Annotated in this window: 21 protein-coding genes; 13 read left to right on the plus strand and 8 right to left on the minus strand. The window is 59.1% G+C overall.

Features of this window, described 5'->3' with window-relative positions; genetic code table 11:
* Positions 1–121 precede the first annotated feature (121 nt).
* Positions 122–1,024: a 5'-3' exonuclease gene (locus ACQCLF_RS05385; RefSeq protein WP_426985277.1), complete on the minus strand. Its 903-nt coding sequence runs from the start codon at positions 1,022–1,024 to the stop codon at positions 122–124.
* On the minus strand, positions 1,021–1,629 hold the full coding sequence (locus tag ACQCLF_RS05390) for an elongation factor P hydroxylase (protein WP_426985278.1): 609 nt from the start codon (positions 1,627–1,629) through the stop codon (positions 1,021–1,023). Before ACQCLF_RS05390 ends, ACQCLF_RS05385 begins: the two co-directional genes overlap by 4 nt.
* 217 nt (positions 1,630–1,846) lie before the next feature.
* On the opposite strand from ACQCLF_RS05390, the gene ACQCLF_RS05395 reads away from it, so the two are divergent.
* A complete protein-coding gene (locus ACQCLF_RS05395; RefSeq protein ID WP_426985279.1) occupies positions 1,847–2,545 on the plus strand; it encodes a hypothetical protein in 699 nt (232 codons plus the stop codon).
* A 43-nt stretch (positions 2,546–2,588) separates the two neighbouring features.
* Here the strand turns inward: ACQCLF_RS05395 and tusA are convergent, their stop codons facing one another.
* Positions 2,589–2,915 carry a sulfurtransferase TusA gene (gene tusA / locus ACQCLF_RS05400; protein WP_426985280.1) on the minus strand — a complete coding sequence of 109 codons (327 nt, stop codon included), beginning with the start codon at positions 2,913–2,915 and terminating at the stop codon, positions 2,589–2,591.
* Positions 2,916–3,066: 151 nt separating this feature from the next.
* On the opposite strand from tusA, the gene ACQCLF_RS05405 reads away from it, so the two are divergent.
* Positions 3,067–3,357 carry an antibiotic biosynthesis monooxygenase family protein gene (locus ACQCLF_RS05405; RefSeq protein WP_426985281.1) on the plus strand — a complete coding sequence of 97 codons (291 nt, stop codon included), beginning with the start codon at positions 3,067–3,069 and terminating at the stop codon, positions 3,355–3,357.
* On the opposite strand, the gene rlmM is transcribed toward ACQCLF_RS05405, so the two are convergent.
* The 3 genes from rlmM to ACQCLF_RS05420 are packed head-to-tail and all read right to left on the minus strand — an operon-like array spanning position 3,354 to position 5,270.
* Positions 3,354–4,415 (minus strand): 23S rRNA (cytidine(2498)-2'-O)-methyltransferase RlmM, encoded by a 1,062-nt coding sequence (gene rlmM, locus ACQCLF_RS05410; RefSeq protein WP_426985282.1) that lies wholly within the window; start codon positions 4,413–4,415, stop codon positions 3,354–3,356. The genes ACQCLF_RS05405 and rlmM overlap by 4 nt on opposite strands.
* Positions 4,412–5,047: an alpha/beta family hydrolase gene (locus tag ACQCLF_RS05415; protein WP_426985283.1), complete on the minus strand. Its 636-nt coding sequence runs from the start codon at positions 5,045–5,047 to the stop codon at positions 4,412–4,414. Before ACQCLF_RS05415 ends, rlmM begins: the two co-directional genes overlap by 4 nt.
* Positions 5,040–5,270, minus strand: coding sequence for a YheU family protein (locus ACQCLF_RS05420; RefSeq protein ID WP_426985284.1), 231 nt, complete (start codon positions 5,268–5,270; stop codon positions 5,040–5,042). Before ACQCLF_RS05420 ends, ACQCLF_RS05415 begins: the two co-directional genes overlap by 8 nt.
* Before the next feature lie 64 nt (positions 5,271–5,334).
* Here ACQCLF_RS05420 and ACQCLF_RS05425 point away from each other — a divergent pair, with 64 nt between their 5' ends.
* The 5 genes from ACQCLF_RS05425 to mnmC all read left to right on the plus strand — a co-directional run bounded on the left by ACQCLF_RS05425 (position 5,335) and on the right by mnmC (position 9,601).
* Positions 5,335–5,865 (plus strand): glycine cleavage system protein R, encoded by a 531-nt coding sequence (locus ACQCLF_RS05425; RefSeq protein WP_426985285.1) that lies wholly within the window; start codon positions 5,335–5,337, stop codon positions 5,863–5,865.
* Positions 5,866–5,942: 77 nt separating this feature from the next.
* Positions 5,943–6,410 carry a tRNA (uridine(34)/cytosine(34)/5-carboxymethylaminomethyluridine(34)-2'-O)-methyltransferase TrmL gene (gene trmL, locus ACQCLF_RS05430; RefSeq protein ID WP_426985286.1) on the plus strand — a complete coding sequence of 156 codons (468 nt, stop codon included), beginning with the start codon at positions 5,943–5,945 and terminating at the stop codon, positions 6,408–6,410.
* Positions 6,411–6,495: 85 nt separating this feature from the next.
* The gene (locus ACQCLF_RS05435; protein WP_426985287.1) at positions 6,496–6,957 is read left to right on the plus strand and encodes a flavodoxin domain-containing protein; all 462 of its coding nucleotides are present in this window, start codon (positions 6,496–6,498) and stop codon (positions 6,955–6,957) included.
* Positions 6,954–7,475, plus strand: coding sequence for a flavodoxin FldB (gene fldB, locus ACQCLF_RS05440; protein ID WP_426985288.1), 522 nt, complete (start codon positions 6,954–6,956; stop codon positions 7,473–7,475). The genes ACQCLF_RS05435 and fldB overlap by 4 nt, the downstream gene beginning before the upstream one ends.
* The gene (gene mnmC / locus ACQCLF_RS05445; protein WP_426985289.1) at positions 7,472–9,601 is read left to right on the plus strand and encodes a bifunctional tRNA (5-methylaminomethyl-2-thiouridine)(34)-methyltransferase MnmD/FAD-dependent 5-carboxymethylaminomethyl-2-thiouridine(34) oxidoreductase MnmC; all 2,130 of its coding nucleotides are present in this window, start codon (positions 7,472–7,474) and stop codon (positions 9,599–9,601) included. The genes fldB and mnmC overlap by 4 nt, the downstream gene beginning before the upstream one ends.
* Before the next feature lie 18 nt (positions 9,602–9,619).
* On the opposite strand, the gene ACQCLF_RS05450 is transcribed toward mnmC, so the two are convergent.
* Positions 9,620–10,270, minus strand: coding sequence for a DUF502 domain-containing protein (locus ACQCLF_RS05450; RefSeq protein WP_426985290.1), 651 nt, complete (start codon positions 10,268–10,270; stop codon positions 9,620–9,622).
* A 66-nt stretch (positions 10,271–10,336) separates the two neighbouring features.
* Here ACQCLF_RS05450 and ACQCLF_RS05455 point away from each other — a divergent pair, with 66 nt between their 5' ends.
* Positions 10,337–11,146 carry a glutaminyl-peptide cyclotransferase gene (locus ACQCLF_RS05455; RefSeq protein ID WP_426985291.1) on the plus strand — a complete coding sequence of 270 codons (810 nt, stop codon included), beginning with the start codon at positions 10,337–10,339 and terminating at the stop codon, positions 11,144–11,146.
* An 85-nt stretch (positions 11,147–11,231) separates the two neighbouring features.
* Here the strand turns inward: ACQCLF_RS05455 and ACQCLF_RS05460 are convergent, their stop codons facing one another.
* On the minus strand, positions 11,232–11,438 hold the full coding sequence (locus ACQCLF_RS05460) for a cold-shock protein (RefSeq protein WP_426985292.1): 207 nt from the start codon (positions 11,436–11,438) through the stop codon (positions 11,232–11,234).
* A 337-nt stretch (positions 11,439–11,775) separates the two neighbouring features.
* Here ACQCLF_RS05460 and fnr point away from each other — a divergent pair, with 337 nt between their 5' ends.
* The 5 genes from fnr to dapE all read left to right on the plus strand — a co-directional run bounded on the left by fnr (position 11,776) and on the right by dapE (position 15,890).
* Positions 11,776–12,519, plus strand: a complete 744-nt coding sequence (gene fnr / locus ACQCLF_RS05465; RefSeq protein WP_426985293.1) for a fumarate/nitrate reduction transcriptional regulator Fnr — start codon at positions 11,776–11,778, stop codon at positions 12,517–12,519.
* A gap of 35 nt (positions 12,520–12,554) precedes the next feature.
* Positions 12,555–13,142, plus strand: a complete 588-nt coding sequence (locus ACQCLF_RS05470; protein WP_426985294.1) for a DUF4202 domain-containing protein — start codon at positions 12,555–12,557, stop codon at positions 13,140–13,142.
* A gap of 93 nt (positions 13,143–13,235) precedes the next feature.
* Positions 13,236–13,586: an arsenate reductase gene (locus ACQCLF_RS05475; protein ID WP_426985295.1), complete on the plus strand. Its 351-nt coding sequence runs from the start codon at positions 13,236–13,238 to the stop codon at positions 13,584–13,586.
* 89 nt (positions 13,587–13,675) lie between these two features.
* Positions 13,676–14,710 (plus strand): 2,3,4,5-tetrahydropyridine-2,6-dicarboxylate N-succinyltransferase, encoded by a 1,035-nt coding sequence (dapD, locus tag ACQCLF_RS05480; RefSeq protein WP_426985296.1) that lies wholly within the window; start codon positions 13,676–13,678, stop codon positions 14,708–14,710.
* A 31-nt stretch (positions 14,711–14,741) separates the two neighbouring features.
* Positions 14,742–15,890 (plus strand): succinyl-diaminopimelate desuccinylase, encoded by a 1,149-nt coding sequence (dapE, locus tag ACQCLF_RS05485; RefSeq protein ID WP_426985297.1) that lies wholly within the window; start codon positions 14,742–14,744, stop codon positions 15,888–15,890.
* Positions 15,891–15,971 lie beyond the last annotated feature (81 nt).

A 15,971-nucleotide genomic window follows, 5' to 3' on the forward strand; every position in this document is an offset into this window, starting at 1 on the left:
GGATCAAACGGCGCAGTACAGGGCCTTCAAAGCCCAAAGCGGGAGTATACCGGAAGATACCGCCTTCCAGATATAACGATGCCCCCGAGAAGCCAACTGGCAATGCGCAGAACCGAGGGCATCAATAGCCATCCAGTATCCGGCGGGAGCGGCTGATAAAACCATCACCAAACCCCATGTCCGCCGCGAATTCTTCCAGCGCCCACCAGTCCACCGGCCCGGGGCGCAGGTCGTTCAGGGTAACATCCAGAGGCAAGTCCTCCACGATGGTGGCCAGCTGCCGGGCCACCGCCACCTGCTCCCGGTGCTTTTCCAGCTTGGCCGCCAACGATTTTGCCCCCCGGATCGGGAGCGTGGCGACCTCGTCCAAACGGTCCCATAACTGGTCCAGCGTCTGAAAATGGGTCAGCAGCGCGGAGGCGGTCTTGGGTCCGACACCCGGCACGCCGGGAATATCATCAATGCTGTCGCCCACTAGGGCCAGATAATCCACCAACTGGTCTGGACGAATGCCGAGCTTGGCCTCGACATCCGGCGCGTAGGAGCGCCGATCAGCCGCGTGATCCCATAAATAGTCCTGGGGACGACGCAACAACTGCCCCAGATCCTTGTCTCGCGTCAGGATCGCCAGCGGATATGGGCTCTCGCGCAGCGGGCGGGCCAACGAGCCAAGCAGGTCATCCGCTTCGTGCGTGGCACTGGCAAAACTGGCAATACCAATAATGTCTCCAAACCGGCGGCAGGCCGCCAGCTGGAAGGCCAGCGCCTCGTCCGGGTGAGGTCGACTGATTTTGTAGTTCGGGTACAGATCATTGCGGAAACACTGGCCGAGGCTTTCGTCGTAACACGCCGCCAGGTGCCTCGGTCGCTCTTCCTCCAGCAGACGCAATAAAAAAGTGCTGTAGCCGTACACGGCTCCCGTGCCGTACCCTTCGTGCCGGCTGGTCCAGTGATCTGGCAGGGAGAAGTAATAGCGAAAAATATAGATGGACGCATCGATCAGACAGATGGGGGACTCATTCATGCCACCACATCCCCAGCGAAGCGTTCAGGACTCAGCAGAGACCGCACATCCCGGGCCGTGCCGTAAAATGCCGACAACGATGCGAGAAAGGCCTCAGCCCGGGCGTTCACGCCCCGACGGCAATAAGCATGCACTTGCTCGACAATGGCCTGGCAAAACGCGGGGCTTGGACCCAGCTCCGCCTCCAGATTGTCGGCACTGGGCCGAAAGCGCCAGCCTGCGGCTTCGGAAAACAACCACTCCAGAGATTGAGGCTTGACCTCCACCCGCTCGAACTCCGCCTGCTGATCACTCGTGCGACCATCCGGTGCGTACCAGTAGCCATAATCCCGCTGCTGCCGCCGGGCCGGGCCCGCCACGCACCAGTGCGCCACTTCGTGCAGGGCACTGGCAAAATAATCGCGGGTGAACCAGATCGTGTGCACATCGTCCCGGCCCTGAGCAGGCTCATACAGAGGCTCGTCGGCGCCACCGCGCAAACAGGTGCGATACGGGCGCAAAAAGGTGCGGTCGAACAGCACCATCAAATCCCCGCTGTCGTGGCCCCGGCACGGTACGCCGTGTAAGCGATCAAATGGTCTGATCGTATCAACATCGTTGAACATGGAACTCCCAAAACTGCTAGAGGGTCCATCCCTTTAGCGAAAACAAATTAGCGAAAACAAAGATTTTCACCACTAGGTGTTGTGCTTTAGTGTTATAACCTATACTTTAGAGGCAGGTGGCGGTGGAATCCGCCGGTGCTCCAGACGGGACACCGACCAACCCACCGGTGTCTCCGGGCTAGCGTCGTTAGCCCCAGCCTCAGCCAGGGGGTGTATTATGAAGACGTCATCGTCTCGCCACAACTCAGAGAACGTGGTGGACCTCTTCACCGGAAAGTCCCTCGCCGAACTGCATGATCAGCGCTTTATCCGCCTCTCCCCGGAGCTGGATGGGCTGGAAATGCTGTATTCCAACGATACCACGGATGACCGCCTGTTCAGCCTGAAAGTGCTGTGCTGGGGGCTGCGTGCCAATGGTGAAGTGGTCGGGCTGGTGCCCTGGCTCAACGACATTGTCGCCTGCCCGGATATTTGCGATCCGCTCAATGGCCAGTGGGAAGGTTATTACGACCCGGGCATTGACGAGGTGTTTTTCGACGCTCCCATGCACAAAGTCGTGGAGCTGGAAACGGCAGCCGAATATTACGAATTGCAATGTGATCACGACGATGACGTGGTGCAGGAATTGCCCGATACGCTCGGCACCCACGCGGTACTGGCGACGGAACAGTCCAACAAACTGAACCTGGTGGAAGTGGTGAGCTGGCGCCTGCTCAACAATGGGCAGCTGTACGGCATGTTGACCGACGCCCAAAAAGTGGTGAGCACACCGGTGCTGCCCGGGGACGACTGCTTGTACCCCGCTCAGGCAAGCGAGCAGTTCCGCTATTTTTTCCAGCACCAGATCGCCAATAAAATCAAGGCGGAAGATCCGGAAGCACTCGCCGCCATCTCCCTGCTGGTGGACGGTTATTAAGCGATGGCCCGGCTCATGGCGCCGGGCCACTCACTCTTGCGAATCAGTCACTCTTGCGAATAATGTAACGGTATTCCTGAACGTCCGTGGATGCCGTGTTGTCCGTGGCTTGAATAGTGTGCCGCCCCTCCCAGACCAGCTCGTGCCCGAGAAAATGGCAGAATTTCGGCACATCACGAGTCGTGGAAGGGTCCGTGGCCACCATGTCGATCAGCTGTCCCGCACTGACCTCGCGCACCGTCCGGTGCAACAGCATCACCGGTTCCGGGCAGGTCAGACCTCGCGCGTCCAACTGCTTGTCCGCCTTTGGCGGTCTATCCTGTTCTGTCACGCTTTCCCGCTCTTCCACGATGCCCACTCCTCTACCCATGCGTACGACGTTACACTGTCAATGATAGCGCGAAGAGACGGCAGCGCCCAACGTTCGTTCATATCCGTTAAAGCAATAATGCAAACGCGACGAAAAGCCTCTAGAATAAAAACAACCGCCCGCTTTCATAAAAACAGCTCTGGATAAGTTCATGATTTACGTGCTTGTAGAACGACAAATCGCCGATGGCATGGAAAGCACTTACGAAGTGGCCGCTCGCCACGCGTTAAAGCGTGCGTATGAAGCGGAAGGTTTCCTCAGTGGCGAAACCCTGCGCGATCTCCAACGCCCCAACCACCACTACCTGATCTCCAAGTGGCGCTCTCTGCACGACTGGAAACGCTGGTACTACAGCGATTCACGCTATGAAACCATGAATCAGTTGAACCCCACTCTCGCCGATTTCGAAAAAATCACCTTGCTGGAGAAAAGTCCGATTTAACGAGGCGTCAATCGCCGGATATGCCCCGTCACTTCCTCGCGATCATGATAGAGCTGTTTGAAGGACAGCGTGACTGACACCCCAGCCTCTTCGCATTGCTCATACATCCGGTCACGCAGTTTGCACACTTCGGCGTAACGCTGCTTCATGGGTAACTTGAGGTTAAAAATCGCCTCGCGACACCAGCCCATTTTTACCCAGTAAGCGATCATGGAGGCGACCCGAGCGGGTTTGTCGGCAATGTCACACACCAGCCAGTCCACCGCTTTTTTGGGTTCGAATACAAACCCGTCTTCCCGCCAGTGCGTCACCTGCCCCGACTCCATGAGCGCGTCATCCATCGGGCCATTGTCTACGGCATCCACAAAAAAGCCACGCTGAACCAGTTGCCAGGTCCAGCCACCGGGTGCCGCCCCCAAATCCACCGCACGCTGCCCGCCTGCGAGACGGGTGTCCCACTCATTGGCGGGAATAAAGTGATGCCAGGCCTCTTCCAGTTTCAGCGTCGCCCGGCTCGGGGCGGATTTGGGCTGACGCAACCGGGGAATGCCCATCGGCCAGGCAGCACGATTACGGGCCGGGCTGATTCCCAGGTGCATACACTGTCCCGACAACAGCAACAAGTGCCAATACCACGGACTACCATTGCGCCAATGACCGTTACGTTTGAGCGCCGACAGCAGCGGCGGTGTCAGTTTTTTGCCCAACGTGGACAGCGCTTTGCCGTGATTGGTGTCCGGGGTTTCCACCATCAGGAATTGCGCTGGAGGAAATGTCTCGGCGGCGGCCACCAACGGCCCCACCCGGTCTTCGGGCGGCAAGTCCGTCAACGCCGCGGAGGTCACAAACCATTGGCGAGCGAAGATCAATCGGCTGAAGTCAATTCGCTCCACCAGCGCCAGGGCCCCGTCCGGCTCATGAGTGACATAAACCACATGCGCCTGATCGTCCTTCGCTTTAACGAACCCATAAAAACCGGCGCCAGCGGCGACGTCCTGGATTTCCGCCGCACACTCCTTCTCGAAACCGGGGCGACAATGCAAAAACAAATGATTCAAGACGCCTCCTCGACGATTGACCGGGACCATTGCGCTACGACCTCAACCGCCCTTTGCCAGTGCTCGCGCTGCCGATAACCGGAACGCACACGCGGCTTGAAGTCATGATCGCCGTCCTCCAGCCATTGAAATTCCAGGTGGGCCGGTAGTTCATAGCCAGCCACATCCTCACGGCTGCCCAACGCATCGCGGGTGCCCTGCACAATCAACGTCGGCGCGCTCAATGCCTGCAAGGGCTTCAGTCGTGTGTTTTCCGGCTTGCCCGCCGGGTGGAATGGATAACCCAGACACACCAGCCCGCGCACTGGCGCCTCGTTTGCCACCAGGCTGGCCATACGCCCGCCCAAGGATTTGCCGCCCACCAATAACGGGACACCGGTATCGGCGGCCTCAGCCAGAGCATCGCGCCAGCAGGCCAGTAGCTCGGGCTGCCGGTTCGGGGGCCGCTTTGTGCCCCCTCGCCGCCGTTCCGCCATGTAGGGAAACTCGAACCGCCAGATGTCGAGGCGCCGCTCACACAAGCCTTCAGCCATCACGTTCATAAACTCGCTGTCCATCGGCGCGCCAGCTCCGTGGGCGAGTACCAGGCGGGCCACAGGCTGCGCCGAGGTGTTTTTTAGCCAATCAATCATCCGGTATGTCCCGCGCCTGCTCACGGGTCAGTAAACTGACGGTTTCACTCGCGTGATCGAATACAATCACGACCTCGCCGCGTTCGACTTGCGTATGCACCTGCTGGACTTTCCGCTCAAGACTGGTTTCTTCCCAGCCGTAATCGGTGCCCTCACGCGTGATGAACTCTTCAATCAATCCGCGCAGCGCATCGGCGGATAACTGTTGGTATGGAATGATCATGAGCTGACTTTTAAAATGGCTTGGGCCACAATGGTGGCACAACCCTGTTGAGTGGATGATAACAATGCAACACTATCTGATTCTGACGCTGATCAGCGACGACAAACCGGGCATTGTGGAGCGGCTGGCGCACATTATCCAGCAGCACGAGGGCAACTGGCTGGAGAGCCGCCTGTCACACCTCGCCGGGAAATTTGCCGGTATTGTACAGGTTGCGGTGCCTGATGCGCAGCGCTCGGCACTGACCGACGCGCTAAACGCGCTGGCCGGCGAGGGCCTGAAGCTGATGGTTGAAACCGCCGAAGCCGGAGAGCGCACGGGCTTCAGAGCCTTCCGCTTTACCGTGGCTGGGGCAGACCGCGCAGGCATTGTGTATGAAATTGCCCAGGCGTTTGCCGAGCGGCAGATCAATATGGGAGAGCTGGAGACCGATTGCTCCAGCATGCCATGGTCGGGCGAACCCCTGTTTCAGGCGAATGGCATCGTTGAAGTTCCCACCTCAGCGGATATGGATGAACTTCAGGATGAACTGGATGCGATTGCGGATGAGCTGGCGATGGATATCCGGCTGGACGAATATTACCCCCACAATTAAGTTTAAAATCCGTCAAACCTTAGCGAATTTCTCCGTGACGGGTGCCCGTTTATAGACCACAAACAAGCTGAAAGCCAATGTTTCATATCGTTCTTTATGAGCCTGAAATCCCACCCAATACCGGCAACATCATTCGCCTGGCCGCCAACACCGGCTGCCAGCTTCATCTCATTGAGCCCCTAGGCTTTGCCCTGGATGACAAACGCCTGAGGCGGGCAGGGCTGGACTACGGTGAGTGGCGCGACGTGAAGACCCATGCCGACTGGGCGGCCTTCGAAGCCTCGGAGAGACCCGAGCGGCTGTTTGGACTCAGCACCAAGGGCGATCAGCATCATAGCGACATCCATTTTCAACACGGCGACTATCTGCTGTTCGGCCCCGAGACCCGCGGGCTGCCGCCCGAGCGCCGGGACCAGCTGGGGCCGGACCGGCTGCTACGCATCCCCATGGCACCGGACAGCCGCAGCATGAACCTCTCCAACGCCGTTTCCGTTGTGGTGTACGAAGCCTGGCGCCAGCTCGGCTATCCCGGGCACGTTCGTTGAAACCACCCATGCCAGAGGCCAGCCGTGTTAACAGGCGCGGAAACGGCCTGATATCATGCGCGTATCCACGAGAAGGTACACATTCATGAGTCATATCCAGATTCTGGTCGGCAGTGTCACCGGCACCGCCGAGCGTATCGCCGACCTGGCCGCCGAGCGGCTACAAACCCTGGGCCACCAGGTAACCGTCAACCGCTTCGCCCAATTGGACGACCTGTTGCGTTCACCGGAGGAGGTGCTGCTAATCTGCACATCCAACACCGGCTCCGGTGACTTACCCGATAACCTGCAACCGTTATACGTTCAGCTCACCCGGGAGTTTCCTCCGATTGCGGGACGCCTTTATGGTTTAATCAATCTCGGCGACAGCAGCTATACCACCTTTGGAGAAGCCGGGCAGGCCATGGACGATGCCTTTGCCGACCTGGGCGCACAACGCATTGGCGAACCACTGGTACTCGATGCGAGCAGCGGCGACGACCCCGAGCCACTGACGGAAGACTGGGTGGCGAACTGGGCAACCCAATTGCCGGAGGACGCCGCATGAACCGTGCCCCCATTGGTCTGTTCTACGGCAGCTCCACCTGTTATACCGAAATGGCCGGCGAAAAAATTCGCGCCGAGCTCGGCGAAGACCGGGTGGATATCTTCAACATTGCCGAGACACCAATCATTACCGCCCAGTTTTACGACCACCTGATTTTCGGCATTCCCACCTGGGATTACGGCGAGCTGCAAGAGGACTGGGAAGAAATCTGGGAGGAACTGGACGACCTGGACCTGACTGGCAAGGCGGTGGCGCTCTACGGTCTGGGCGATCAGGTGGGCTACCCCGAGTGGTTTCTGGACGCCATGGGCTACCTGCACGCGCAGTTGCTGGCTCGCGGCGCCCGGGCGGTCGGCTACTGGCCGCGCGACGGCTACGAATTCGAAGCGTCGAAAGCTCTGACGCCCGAGGGCGACCAGTTTGTCGGACTGGCTCTGGATGAGGAAAACGAATTTCAAAATACCGATGAGCGCATTCGTCAGTGGTGCACCCAAATTGTGCGGGAATTCGGTTTGTGAGTGAATCCGGTCTCGACGATTCAGCAGAGAAGTACATCCAAACCGCCGAACTGACCTGGGACGCGCAGGGCCAACCCAATTCCCGGCAATTTGAAGATGTGTATTTCTCAAGAGCCGATGGTCTGGCGGAAACCCGCCACGTCTTTCTTCACCACAATCAACTGGCGGAACGCTTCGCCGCCCTGAGCGCGCTGCCCCCCGACGCACGCCATTTCGTGATCGGTGAAACCGGCTTCGGCTCCGGTCTGAATGTCCTCGCCGCCTGGCATCTATGGCGACAAACCGCCCCCTCCGATGCGACCTTGCACGTTATCAGCGTCGATAAATACCCGCTGAGCCGCGAGGACCTAATCCGCGCGCTGTCGCTCTGGCCGGAGCTGGACGACCTGACGCGTCAGTTGATCCAACAGTATCCCCCCGTCGCTGGCCCCGGCTTCCACCGTCTTAACCTGGACGGTGGACGAGTGAAAGTGACGCTGATCTTCGACGAAGCCTGCACTGGGCTGACCAAAGCCCGAACCAGTCTGCATCCCGCTTTCCGCCACCAGGGTTGGCGTGTGGACGCCTGGTTTCTGGACGGTTTCGCCCCGGCCAAAAACGCCGACATGTGGACAGAGGCCCTGTTTGACACCCTCGCCGCGCTCAGTGGCAGCCACACCACACTGGCCACCTTCACCGCCGCTGGCCTCGTACGGCGCGGGCTGCAAGCCGCTGGTTTTCAGGTGAACAAAGTCGCGGGGTTCGGGCGCAAACGGGAAATGATTGTCGCGCAGTTCGCGCCAGCGGCCAACGCCCCGACCACCCCGCACCGTTTACCCAGGCGCCCACCGTTGCCGTGGGCCATACCGTCGACGAAAAGCCGTCACCCCGCTGCCGCGCCGCGCACCGCCATGGTCATCGGCGCCGGGCTCGCGGGTTGCCACAGCGCACGATCACTGGCCCATCGCGGCTGGCGGGTAACAGTGCTGGAACGTAACCCCGCCCCTGCCACCGAAGCGTCGGGCAACCCACAGGGGCTGCTGTACGCCAAATTGTCCGCGCAGGATTCGCCTCTGTCGCGCTGGAATCTGGTCAGCCTGTGTTATGCACAACGCCACTACACCGATTTCTGGCAACAAACCCCGGCCTCGGGCGAACACTTTGGCGCCGCTTGCGGATTGTTACAGGTACCCTCGAATGATCGGGAGCAACGACAGCAAGCCGCGATAGCCCAACGCTTCGCCGCTGCTCCCGACCTGCTGATACCGATGACCGCCGAGGAAGCCAGCGCGCAGGCGGACGTCCCTCTGGCCAGTGGTGGGCTGTTTTTCCCCGACGCTGGATGGCTTAATCCTCCCGCCATCTGCCGGGCGCTGCTGAACCACCCGAATATTCAAGTGATCACCGGCGTGGACGTACACGCACTGACGCACGAGCACAACCAATGGCAAGCCCGCGATTCACAGGGCCACCGCCTGGCAGACGCCACCGTCGCCGTGCTTGCCAATGCGTACGCCGCCAGCCGCTTTGTCGAGGCACTGCCGCTAAAGGCCATTCGCGGACAAATCAGCCAGGTGCCATCGACAGCGGTTACCCGTACACTGGCCACGGCTTTATGCAGCGAGGGCTACATCGCCCCGGCGCATGAGGAACGACATTGCGTTGGTGCGACGTTCGACCTGCACGAGACACACACCGACGTGACCGCCGAAGGGCACCGGGCCAACCTGAAACAACTGTCGGTCTTTGGAGAGGTGCTCGGTTCGAGCTGGATCAATCCCGATATCGGGACCATTGATATTGAGACCATTGATATTGAAACATGGAAAGGTCGGGTCGGCTTTCGCTGTGCCACGGCGGATTACCTGCCGCTGATCGGACCGGTGCCCGATCGTGAGGTCATGCGCGAGGACTATGCCGACCTGCGCCGGGACGCCCGGTTGAATATCCCGTTACCAGGGCAATACCAACCGGGACTTTACCTCAATGTCGGGTACGGGTCGCGGGGGCTATGTTACACCCCGCTCGGTGCGGAACTGCTCGCATCCCATATCGACGGTGAGCCGCCCCCCGTGGACCGGGAACTGCTCGAAGCATTGCACCCGGCACGTTTTCTGATTCGCGCCCTCATGCGCAATCAATGCTGAGGCGGTACAGCTCCGTCATCAACGGCCATCATCAACCGAAGCAACCGCGCTCTCCTCCGCCGGCGGATCGCTCAGCACCTGCGAGCCACTACCGCAGGCAATCACAGTTCTCATGGCAGTTTCAACGCTGATGTGTGGCAACAGATCCACACAGTCCTCGCTCAGGTGGTACACAAACCCCGAAGAAGGAATCGGCGCGGTGGGCACATACACTGTGCAATCGCCATTGCTGTGGCGCGCCGTCACAATCGCCGTCACCGACACCGGGTTTTGTCGGCCCATAATGTACGCACGGCACACCTGTCCGCGCAGCAACGAGGTATTGTTCTCACCCCCCAACAGCTGCATCACTACTTCCCGAATGGTGCTGTAGCCGGGAGCGAAGCGAGTCAGCCAGTCGTCAACGCGTTTGTGTACCCACCGACCGATACTGGTTTTCACCGAAAGGCCAATGGCGAAAAACAGGGCCAGCACCAGCACAATGCCCACCAGGTCGGCCACGCGCTCCCCCATCGGCAACCAGCTGGAGAGCCAGTGGCTCAGCGGGGCAATGATTCCCGTGATCAAGCCCAGCAGCCAGCGCAGCAGGAAAATAAAAATGGCGATGGGCAGCGCCACAATCAGCCCGCCCAGCAAGGTTAATCCAACGTACGATTGCCAACGTTTCATGTTTTTCTCTCGTTGTTTACTATAAGCCGCTACTTACAACAGGCCCACCCAGATTGGAAAGCCATTATGACTGATCCACTTGCGTCAATCGTTCCATCCTTTCTTTTCCGCCTGTGGCTAATCGCACTCAGTGCATTGCTGACCGCCTGCGCCGAAGCGGACCACGCCGGCCAGGACCCCACACAATACCACTATAAACTCGAAACCAGCCTGCCCCATGACCGAACCCTGTTTACGCAGGGGCTTCTGCGGCACGATAACCTATTTTACGAAAGCGGCGGACGCTACGGCCAGTCCCGGGTGGTGGTCTACCGGGAAGACGCCCGTGCGCCTTCGCAGGAACACCGACTGGATGACCGCTTTTTCGCCGAGGGACTGACGGAGTTGAACGGTCGCCTTTATCTGCTGACCTGGCGGGAGCGCACGCTGTGGGTGCTCGACACCGAAAGCCTGGAGCCGCTGACGCACTATACGTATGACGGAGAAGGCTGGGGCTTGACCGACAACGGCGAGCTTTTGATCCGCTCCGATGGCTCCGACCAGCTGTTCTTCCACTCCCTGGAAGACTTTAGTGAAGTAGACCGGCTTCGGATCACTGAGCGCGGCGAACCGATTCACCGTTTGAATGAACTCGAGTACATCAAGGGTTTTATCTGGGCCAATATCTGGCATGAAAATCGTCTGGTGCAAATTGACCCGGACAGCGGCCACGTCGTGGGCAGCCTGGATCTGACAGCGCTGGTGCGCCGGGAGCGCCCGCGAGGACAGGAATCGGTGCTAAACGGTATTGCTTATGAGGCGGAGAACAATGCGCTCTGGGTTACCGGAAAAAACTGGTCGCGCCTGTACCGCCTGACACTGGAGCCTGCGCTATAACCATCCGGACTGAGCAATGCGTAGAAAATGCGGACACAAAAAAGCCGCGCCGAAGCGCGGCTTTTAACGCCAAGACGTCAGGCTCTTACATACCCACTACATTCTCGGCCTGAGGGCCTTTCTGCCCACTCTTGACATCAAACTCCACTTTTTGCCCTTCGGCCAGCGTTTTAAAGCCTGTGCCTGAAATTGCACTATAGTGAACAAACACATCCTGTCCACCTTCCTGCTCAATAAAACCGAAGCCCTTGGACTCGTTAAACCACTTAACTACACCTGTATTCCTGGACATAAAAAAACCTTTACGTTTTGCTGAGTCAAATGGAATCCGCACCGGTACTACACAGTTAAACCACCGATCCGGGCGCGGGACATCCCGCTGGCACTACTCACTACTTACTTATGACTCACTAAACGTATTACGACAGGCAGGCGACAAATCTTTGCAGGACAGCCCCGTGGACATACATTCACCACATACGTGCTTACCATAAATAATGCGGCATTAGGCCAGCAACAAAAAGACTATATACTTCTTGCCGCGCTCAAGTAAAGGCCCCTACAAAGCCTGCTTTACGATGGCGCATAAAGCTGTAACATATAGCCTAAATCACTTTACGGGCGGCCCCATGATACGGATCACAGCCAGCAACACTGAATGCCAGCACGACACGCTGGCGTCGTGCCGTACTTGCCGACTAAACACCCTGTGTCTACCCCTGAGCCTGCACCTCGACGATGTGGAGCAACTCAACCGCATTGTGCAGCGCGGACGTCCTCTGCAACAGGGGGAATACCTTTACCGGGCCGGGCAGAAGCTCACCTCGCTGTTTGCCATTCGCTCCGGGTCCGTCAAGGCCTCGACGCTGAACGAACAAGGGGAGGAGCAAATCACCGGCTTTTATTTTCCTGGCGAGCTGGTCGGCATGGACGGCATCGCCACAGAGCGTTACACCAATAATGTCGTCGCGCTCGAAACCGCCTCGGTGTGTGAAATTCCCTTTCACCAGGTGGAACAACTGAGTCTGAAAATTCCGTCGCTGCAACGCAATGTGTTTCAATTGCTGAGCCGGGAAATTACGCACGACCAGAGAATGCTCAGCCTGCTCAGCCGAAGCCGCGCCGATGAGCGAGTCGCCTCGTTATTGTTAAGCCTCTCGCAACGCAACGAGCGCCGCCAATTGTCACCAGTGTCTTTCACACTGCCAATGTCGCGCACCGACATTGGTAACTTTCTCGGATTAACCATCGAAACCATCAGCCGGGTCTTCGGTCGCCTGCAACAGCAACAGGTGATTGACGTCAAACGCAAAGAGGTGCGCATCACCGATCTCGATCAACTAAAACACCTGGCAGGGCACCGCGTGCGCTGATGATTTATATTCGCCAACGATTGCAGTAATTCCCTATGACCGATAACCGCTTACAGGATACACTCGCCGCCTTCGATGCCGCCAACGCCGAAGACCCTAACCAGAGCGACGACCAGGGCACACTCCGCCCCAAGGAATGGCTATACGGCAGACGCATGAGCGAAACCCTCGCGGCTTTCCGCCCGGAGGCGACAGAGGCGTTGCAGTTGGCCGCCCGATGCCAGCATATTCGGCGCTGGGAAATTCCGCGCAGCGATTACCCCCTGGGTCGCACCGGTTACAAGAAATGGCGCAGCCAACTCGCCCTCTTTCACGGCGAGGTCGCCGGCAAGATTATGGCCGAACACGGCTATGAGGCAGACACCATTCAGCGAATCAAAGATATGCTGATTAAGCGCCATTTAAAGCGCGACCCCGAAGTACAGGCACTTGAGGATGTCACCTGCCTGGTTTTTCTGCGCTTTTACCTGGACGATTTCGCGCAAAAGCACGACGATGAAAAGCTGATCGACATTCTCCAGAAAACCTGGAAAAAGATGTCGGAAGAAGGTCACGCCGCCGCTTTGCAACTGCCGTTACCCCCGGAGATGGGCGCCCTGGTGGAGCGCGCGCTTTCCGAATAACACCACACCGGACCCGGCCCTGGGAAGCGCCCCGACAGCGCCGCTCCTTTTTGGTATACTTGTCGGTTTTTCGCCATACCAGTGGGAACGCGCATGCCTGAGATTACGCTTTACGGCATCAAAAATTGTGACACCGTTAAAAAAGCCCGGCGCTGGCTGGACGATCATGGGATCGATTACCGGTTTCACGACTTCCGTGCCGACGGTCTTACCGCTGCACAGGTAGACGCCTGGCTGAATGAGTTCGGCCTGGATCTGGTCAACAAGCGCAGCACCAGCTGGAAGGCGCTGGACCCGGCCACCCGGGATGCGCTCACGGTCGAGAATGCCACGCCCGTTATCCTGGACACTCCCACACTGATCAAGCGGCCTCTGCTGGACACTGGCCGTGTGCGACGCACCGGATTCAAACCGGCGGAGTATGAAGCGCTGCTGGCCGGTTGAGTTCGCTCCCGATCAGCCCGCACTCCGTTTGACGACAACCTTTTTCATTTAAACCCTTGGCATCTTCACACTTGCAACAGGATCTGACCATGACCCAACTCTACAGTCTCGGTCTGGGTGTCGGCACCCAGAATCTCAACAACGAATGGCTGGAAATTTTCTATCCCAAGCCGCTGCTGAACCCGCCCGCACGCACGGTGGACGCCATCAGCCAGGCCATCGGCTATCAAGGTGGCAACCAGGTCATTGAGCTGGATGTGAACAATATGCAGGCGCTGGCCGAAGCACTGGAAGACGCCGGCGATGAAGAGCAGGCCAACATTGCCCGCTCCTTCATTCACAGCAAACGCCCACTGGTGGCCACGCTGCTGGCGGAAGACAGCGCCCCGCAATCCGTCCCGGAAGGCTATTTGAAGCTGCACCTGATCTCCCACCGTCTGGTCAAGCCGCACGGCACCGACCTCAGCGGTCTGTTTGGCTGCCTGCCCAATGTCGCGTGGACCAATCAAGGCGCCGTTGATCTCGACGAGCTGCCAGAACGCCAGCTGCAAGCTCGCCTGGCCGGCGATCTGCTGGAAGTGGCCTGCGTGGACAAGTTCCCGAAAATGACCAACTACGTCGTGCCGCAAGGGGTGCGCATCGCCCACACCGCGCGCGTGCGGCTCGGTGCCTACCTTGGCGAAGGCACCACCATCATGCATGAAGGCTTCGTAAACTTTAACGCGGGCACCGCTGGACCGGGCATGATCGAAGGCCGTATTTCGGCGGGTGTCTTTGTCGAGTCAGGCTCCGATCTCGGCGGCGGCAGCTCCACCATGGGTACACTGTCCGGCGGTGGTAACATCATCATTTCCATCGGCAAAGAATGTCTGCTGGGCGCGAACGCCGGCACAGGCATTCCGCTGGGGGATCGCTGCACCATTGAGTCCGGCCTGTACATCACCGCTGGCACCAAGGTGGTTGTGCTCGACGATCAGGGCAATGAAGTGAACACCGTTAAGGCGCGGGAGCTGGCCAACCAGTCCGGTCTGTTGTTCCGTCGCAACTCCCTCACCGGCCGGGTGGAGTGCGTGACCAACAAAACCGCCGTCCAGTTGAACGACGCCCTGCACGCCAACAATTAAGGCCCAAAGCCGATCACTGAGAGACTCCGCCATGACGCCAACGCTTGAACTCGCACAGGATCTGATCAGCCGTCGTTCAGTGACGCCAGAAGATGCGGGCTGCCAGGATTTGATGATTCAGCGTCTGAAAGCCATCGGGTTCACCGTCGAACGCCTGCGCTTCGGCGAGGTGGACAACTTCTGGGCCACCCGGGGCGACAGTGGCCCCCTGCTGGCCTTTGCCGGTCATACCGATGTAGTACCCACCGGACCGGAAACCGAGTGGCGCCACCCGCCGTTCGAGCCCGTGGTGGAGCGAGGCATGCTGTATGGGCGCGGCGCGGCGGATATGAAGGGCTCTCTGGCCTCCATGGTGGTGGCGTGTGAGCGGTTCGTCGAGGCGCACCCGTCTCATCGCGGGCGTATCGGCTTTCTGATTACCAGCGATGAAGAAGGCCCTTCGGTCAACGGCACAGTGAAGGTGGTGGAGTGGCTGGAGGAGCAAGGCATCAAAATGGACTGGTGCATTGTAGGTGAGCCCTCCAGCACCGAACGGGTCGGAGACGTTATCAAGAACGGGCGGCGCGGTTCGCTCGGCGCCGTGTTAACCGTGAAAGGCGTACAGGGCCACGTCGCCTACCCGCACCTCGCGGACAATCCCATCCATCGCGCCGCGCCGGCACTGGCAGAGCTGGCCGCGCAAACGTGGGACGAAGGCAACGACTTCTTCCCTGCCACCAGCTTCCAGATTTCCAATATCAATGGCGGCACCGGGGCGACCAACGTGATTCCCGGTGACGTTCAGGTGGTGTTCAACTTCCGCTTCTCCACCGAAGTGACCGAAGCGCAGTTACGCGAACGCACCGAAGCGATTCTGGACCGTCACGGTTTGACCTACGAGGTGCAATGGGTCTTGAGCGGGCAGCCCTTTCTGACCGCCGAAGGGGAGCTGGTGGAGGCGCTGGTGCAGGCCATCGCACAGCACACCGGCCAGAAACCGGTCTTGTCCACCGCTGGCGGCACCTCTGACGGGCGATTTATCGCCCCCACCGGAACCCAGGTGGTGGAGCTCGGTCCGGTCAACGACACCATTCACAAGGTCAATGAGTGCGTACGCGCTGAGGATCTCGACACGCTGACCGACCTTTACACCGAAACCTTGACGCTATTGCTGGGACAACCGAACGACCGCCAGCCATAATCCCGACGGATCGCCAGCGCGGGGTTTCCCCCGGCCGCCGCGCTTGGCATGATACCGATTCCTCTTGGACGGAACGCACTC

Origin of the sequence: Marinimicrobium sp. ARAG 43.8 (genome assembly GCF_050113635.1) — a bacterium.
Taxonomy (GTDB): domain Bacteria; phylum Pseudomonadota; class Gammaproteobacteria; order Pseudomonadales; family Cellvibrionaceae; genus Marinimicrobium.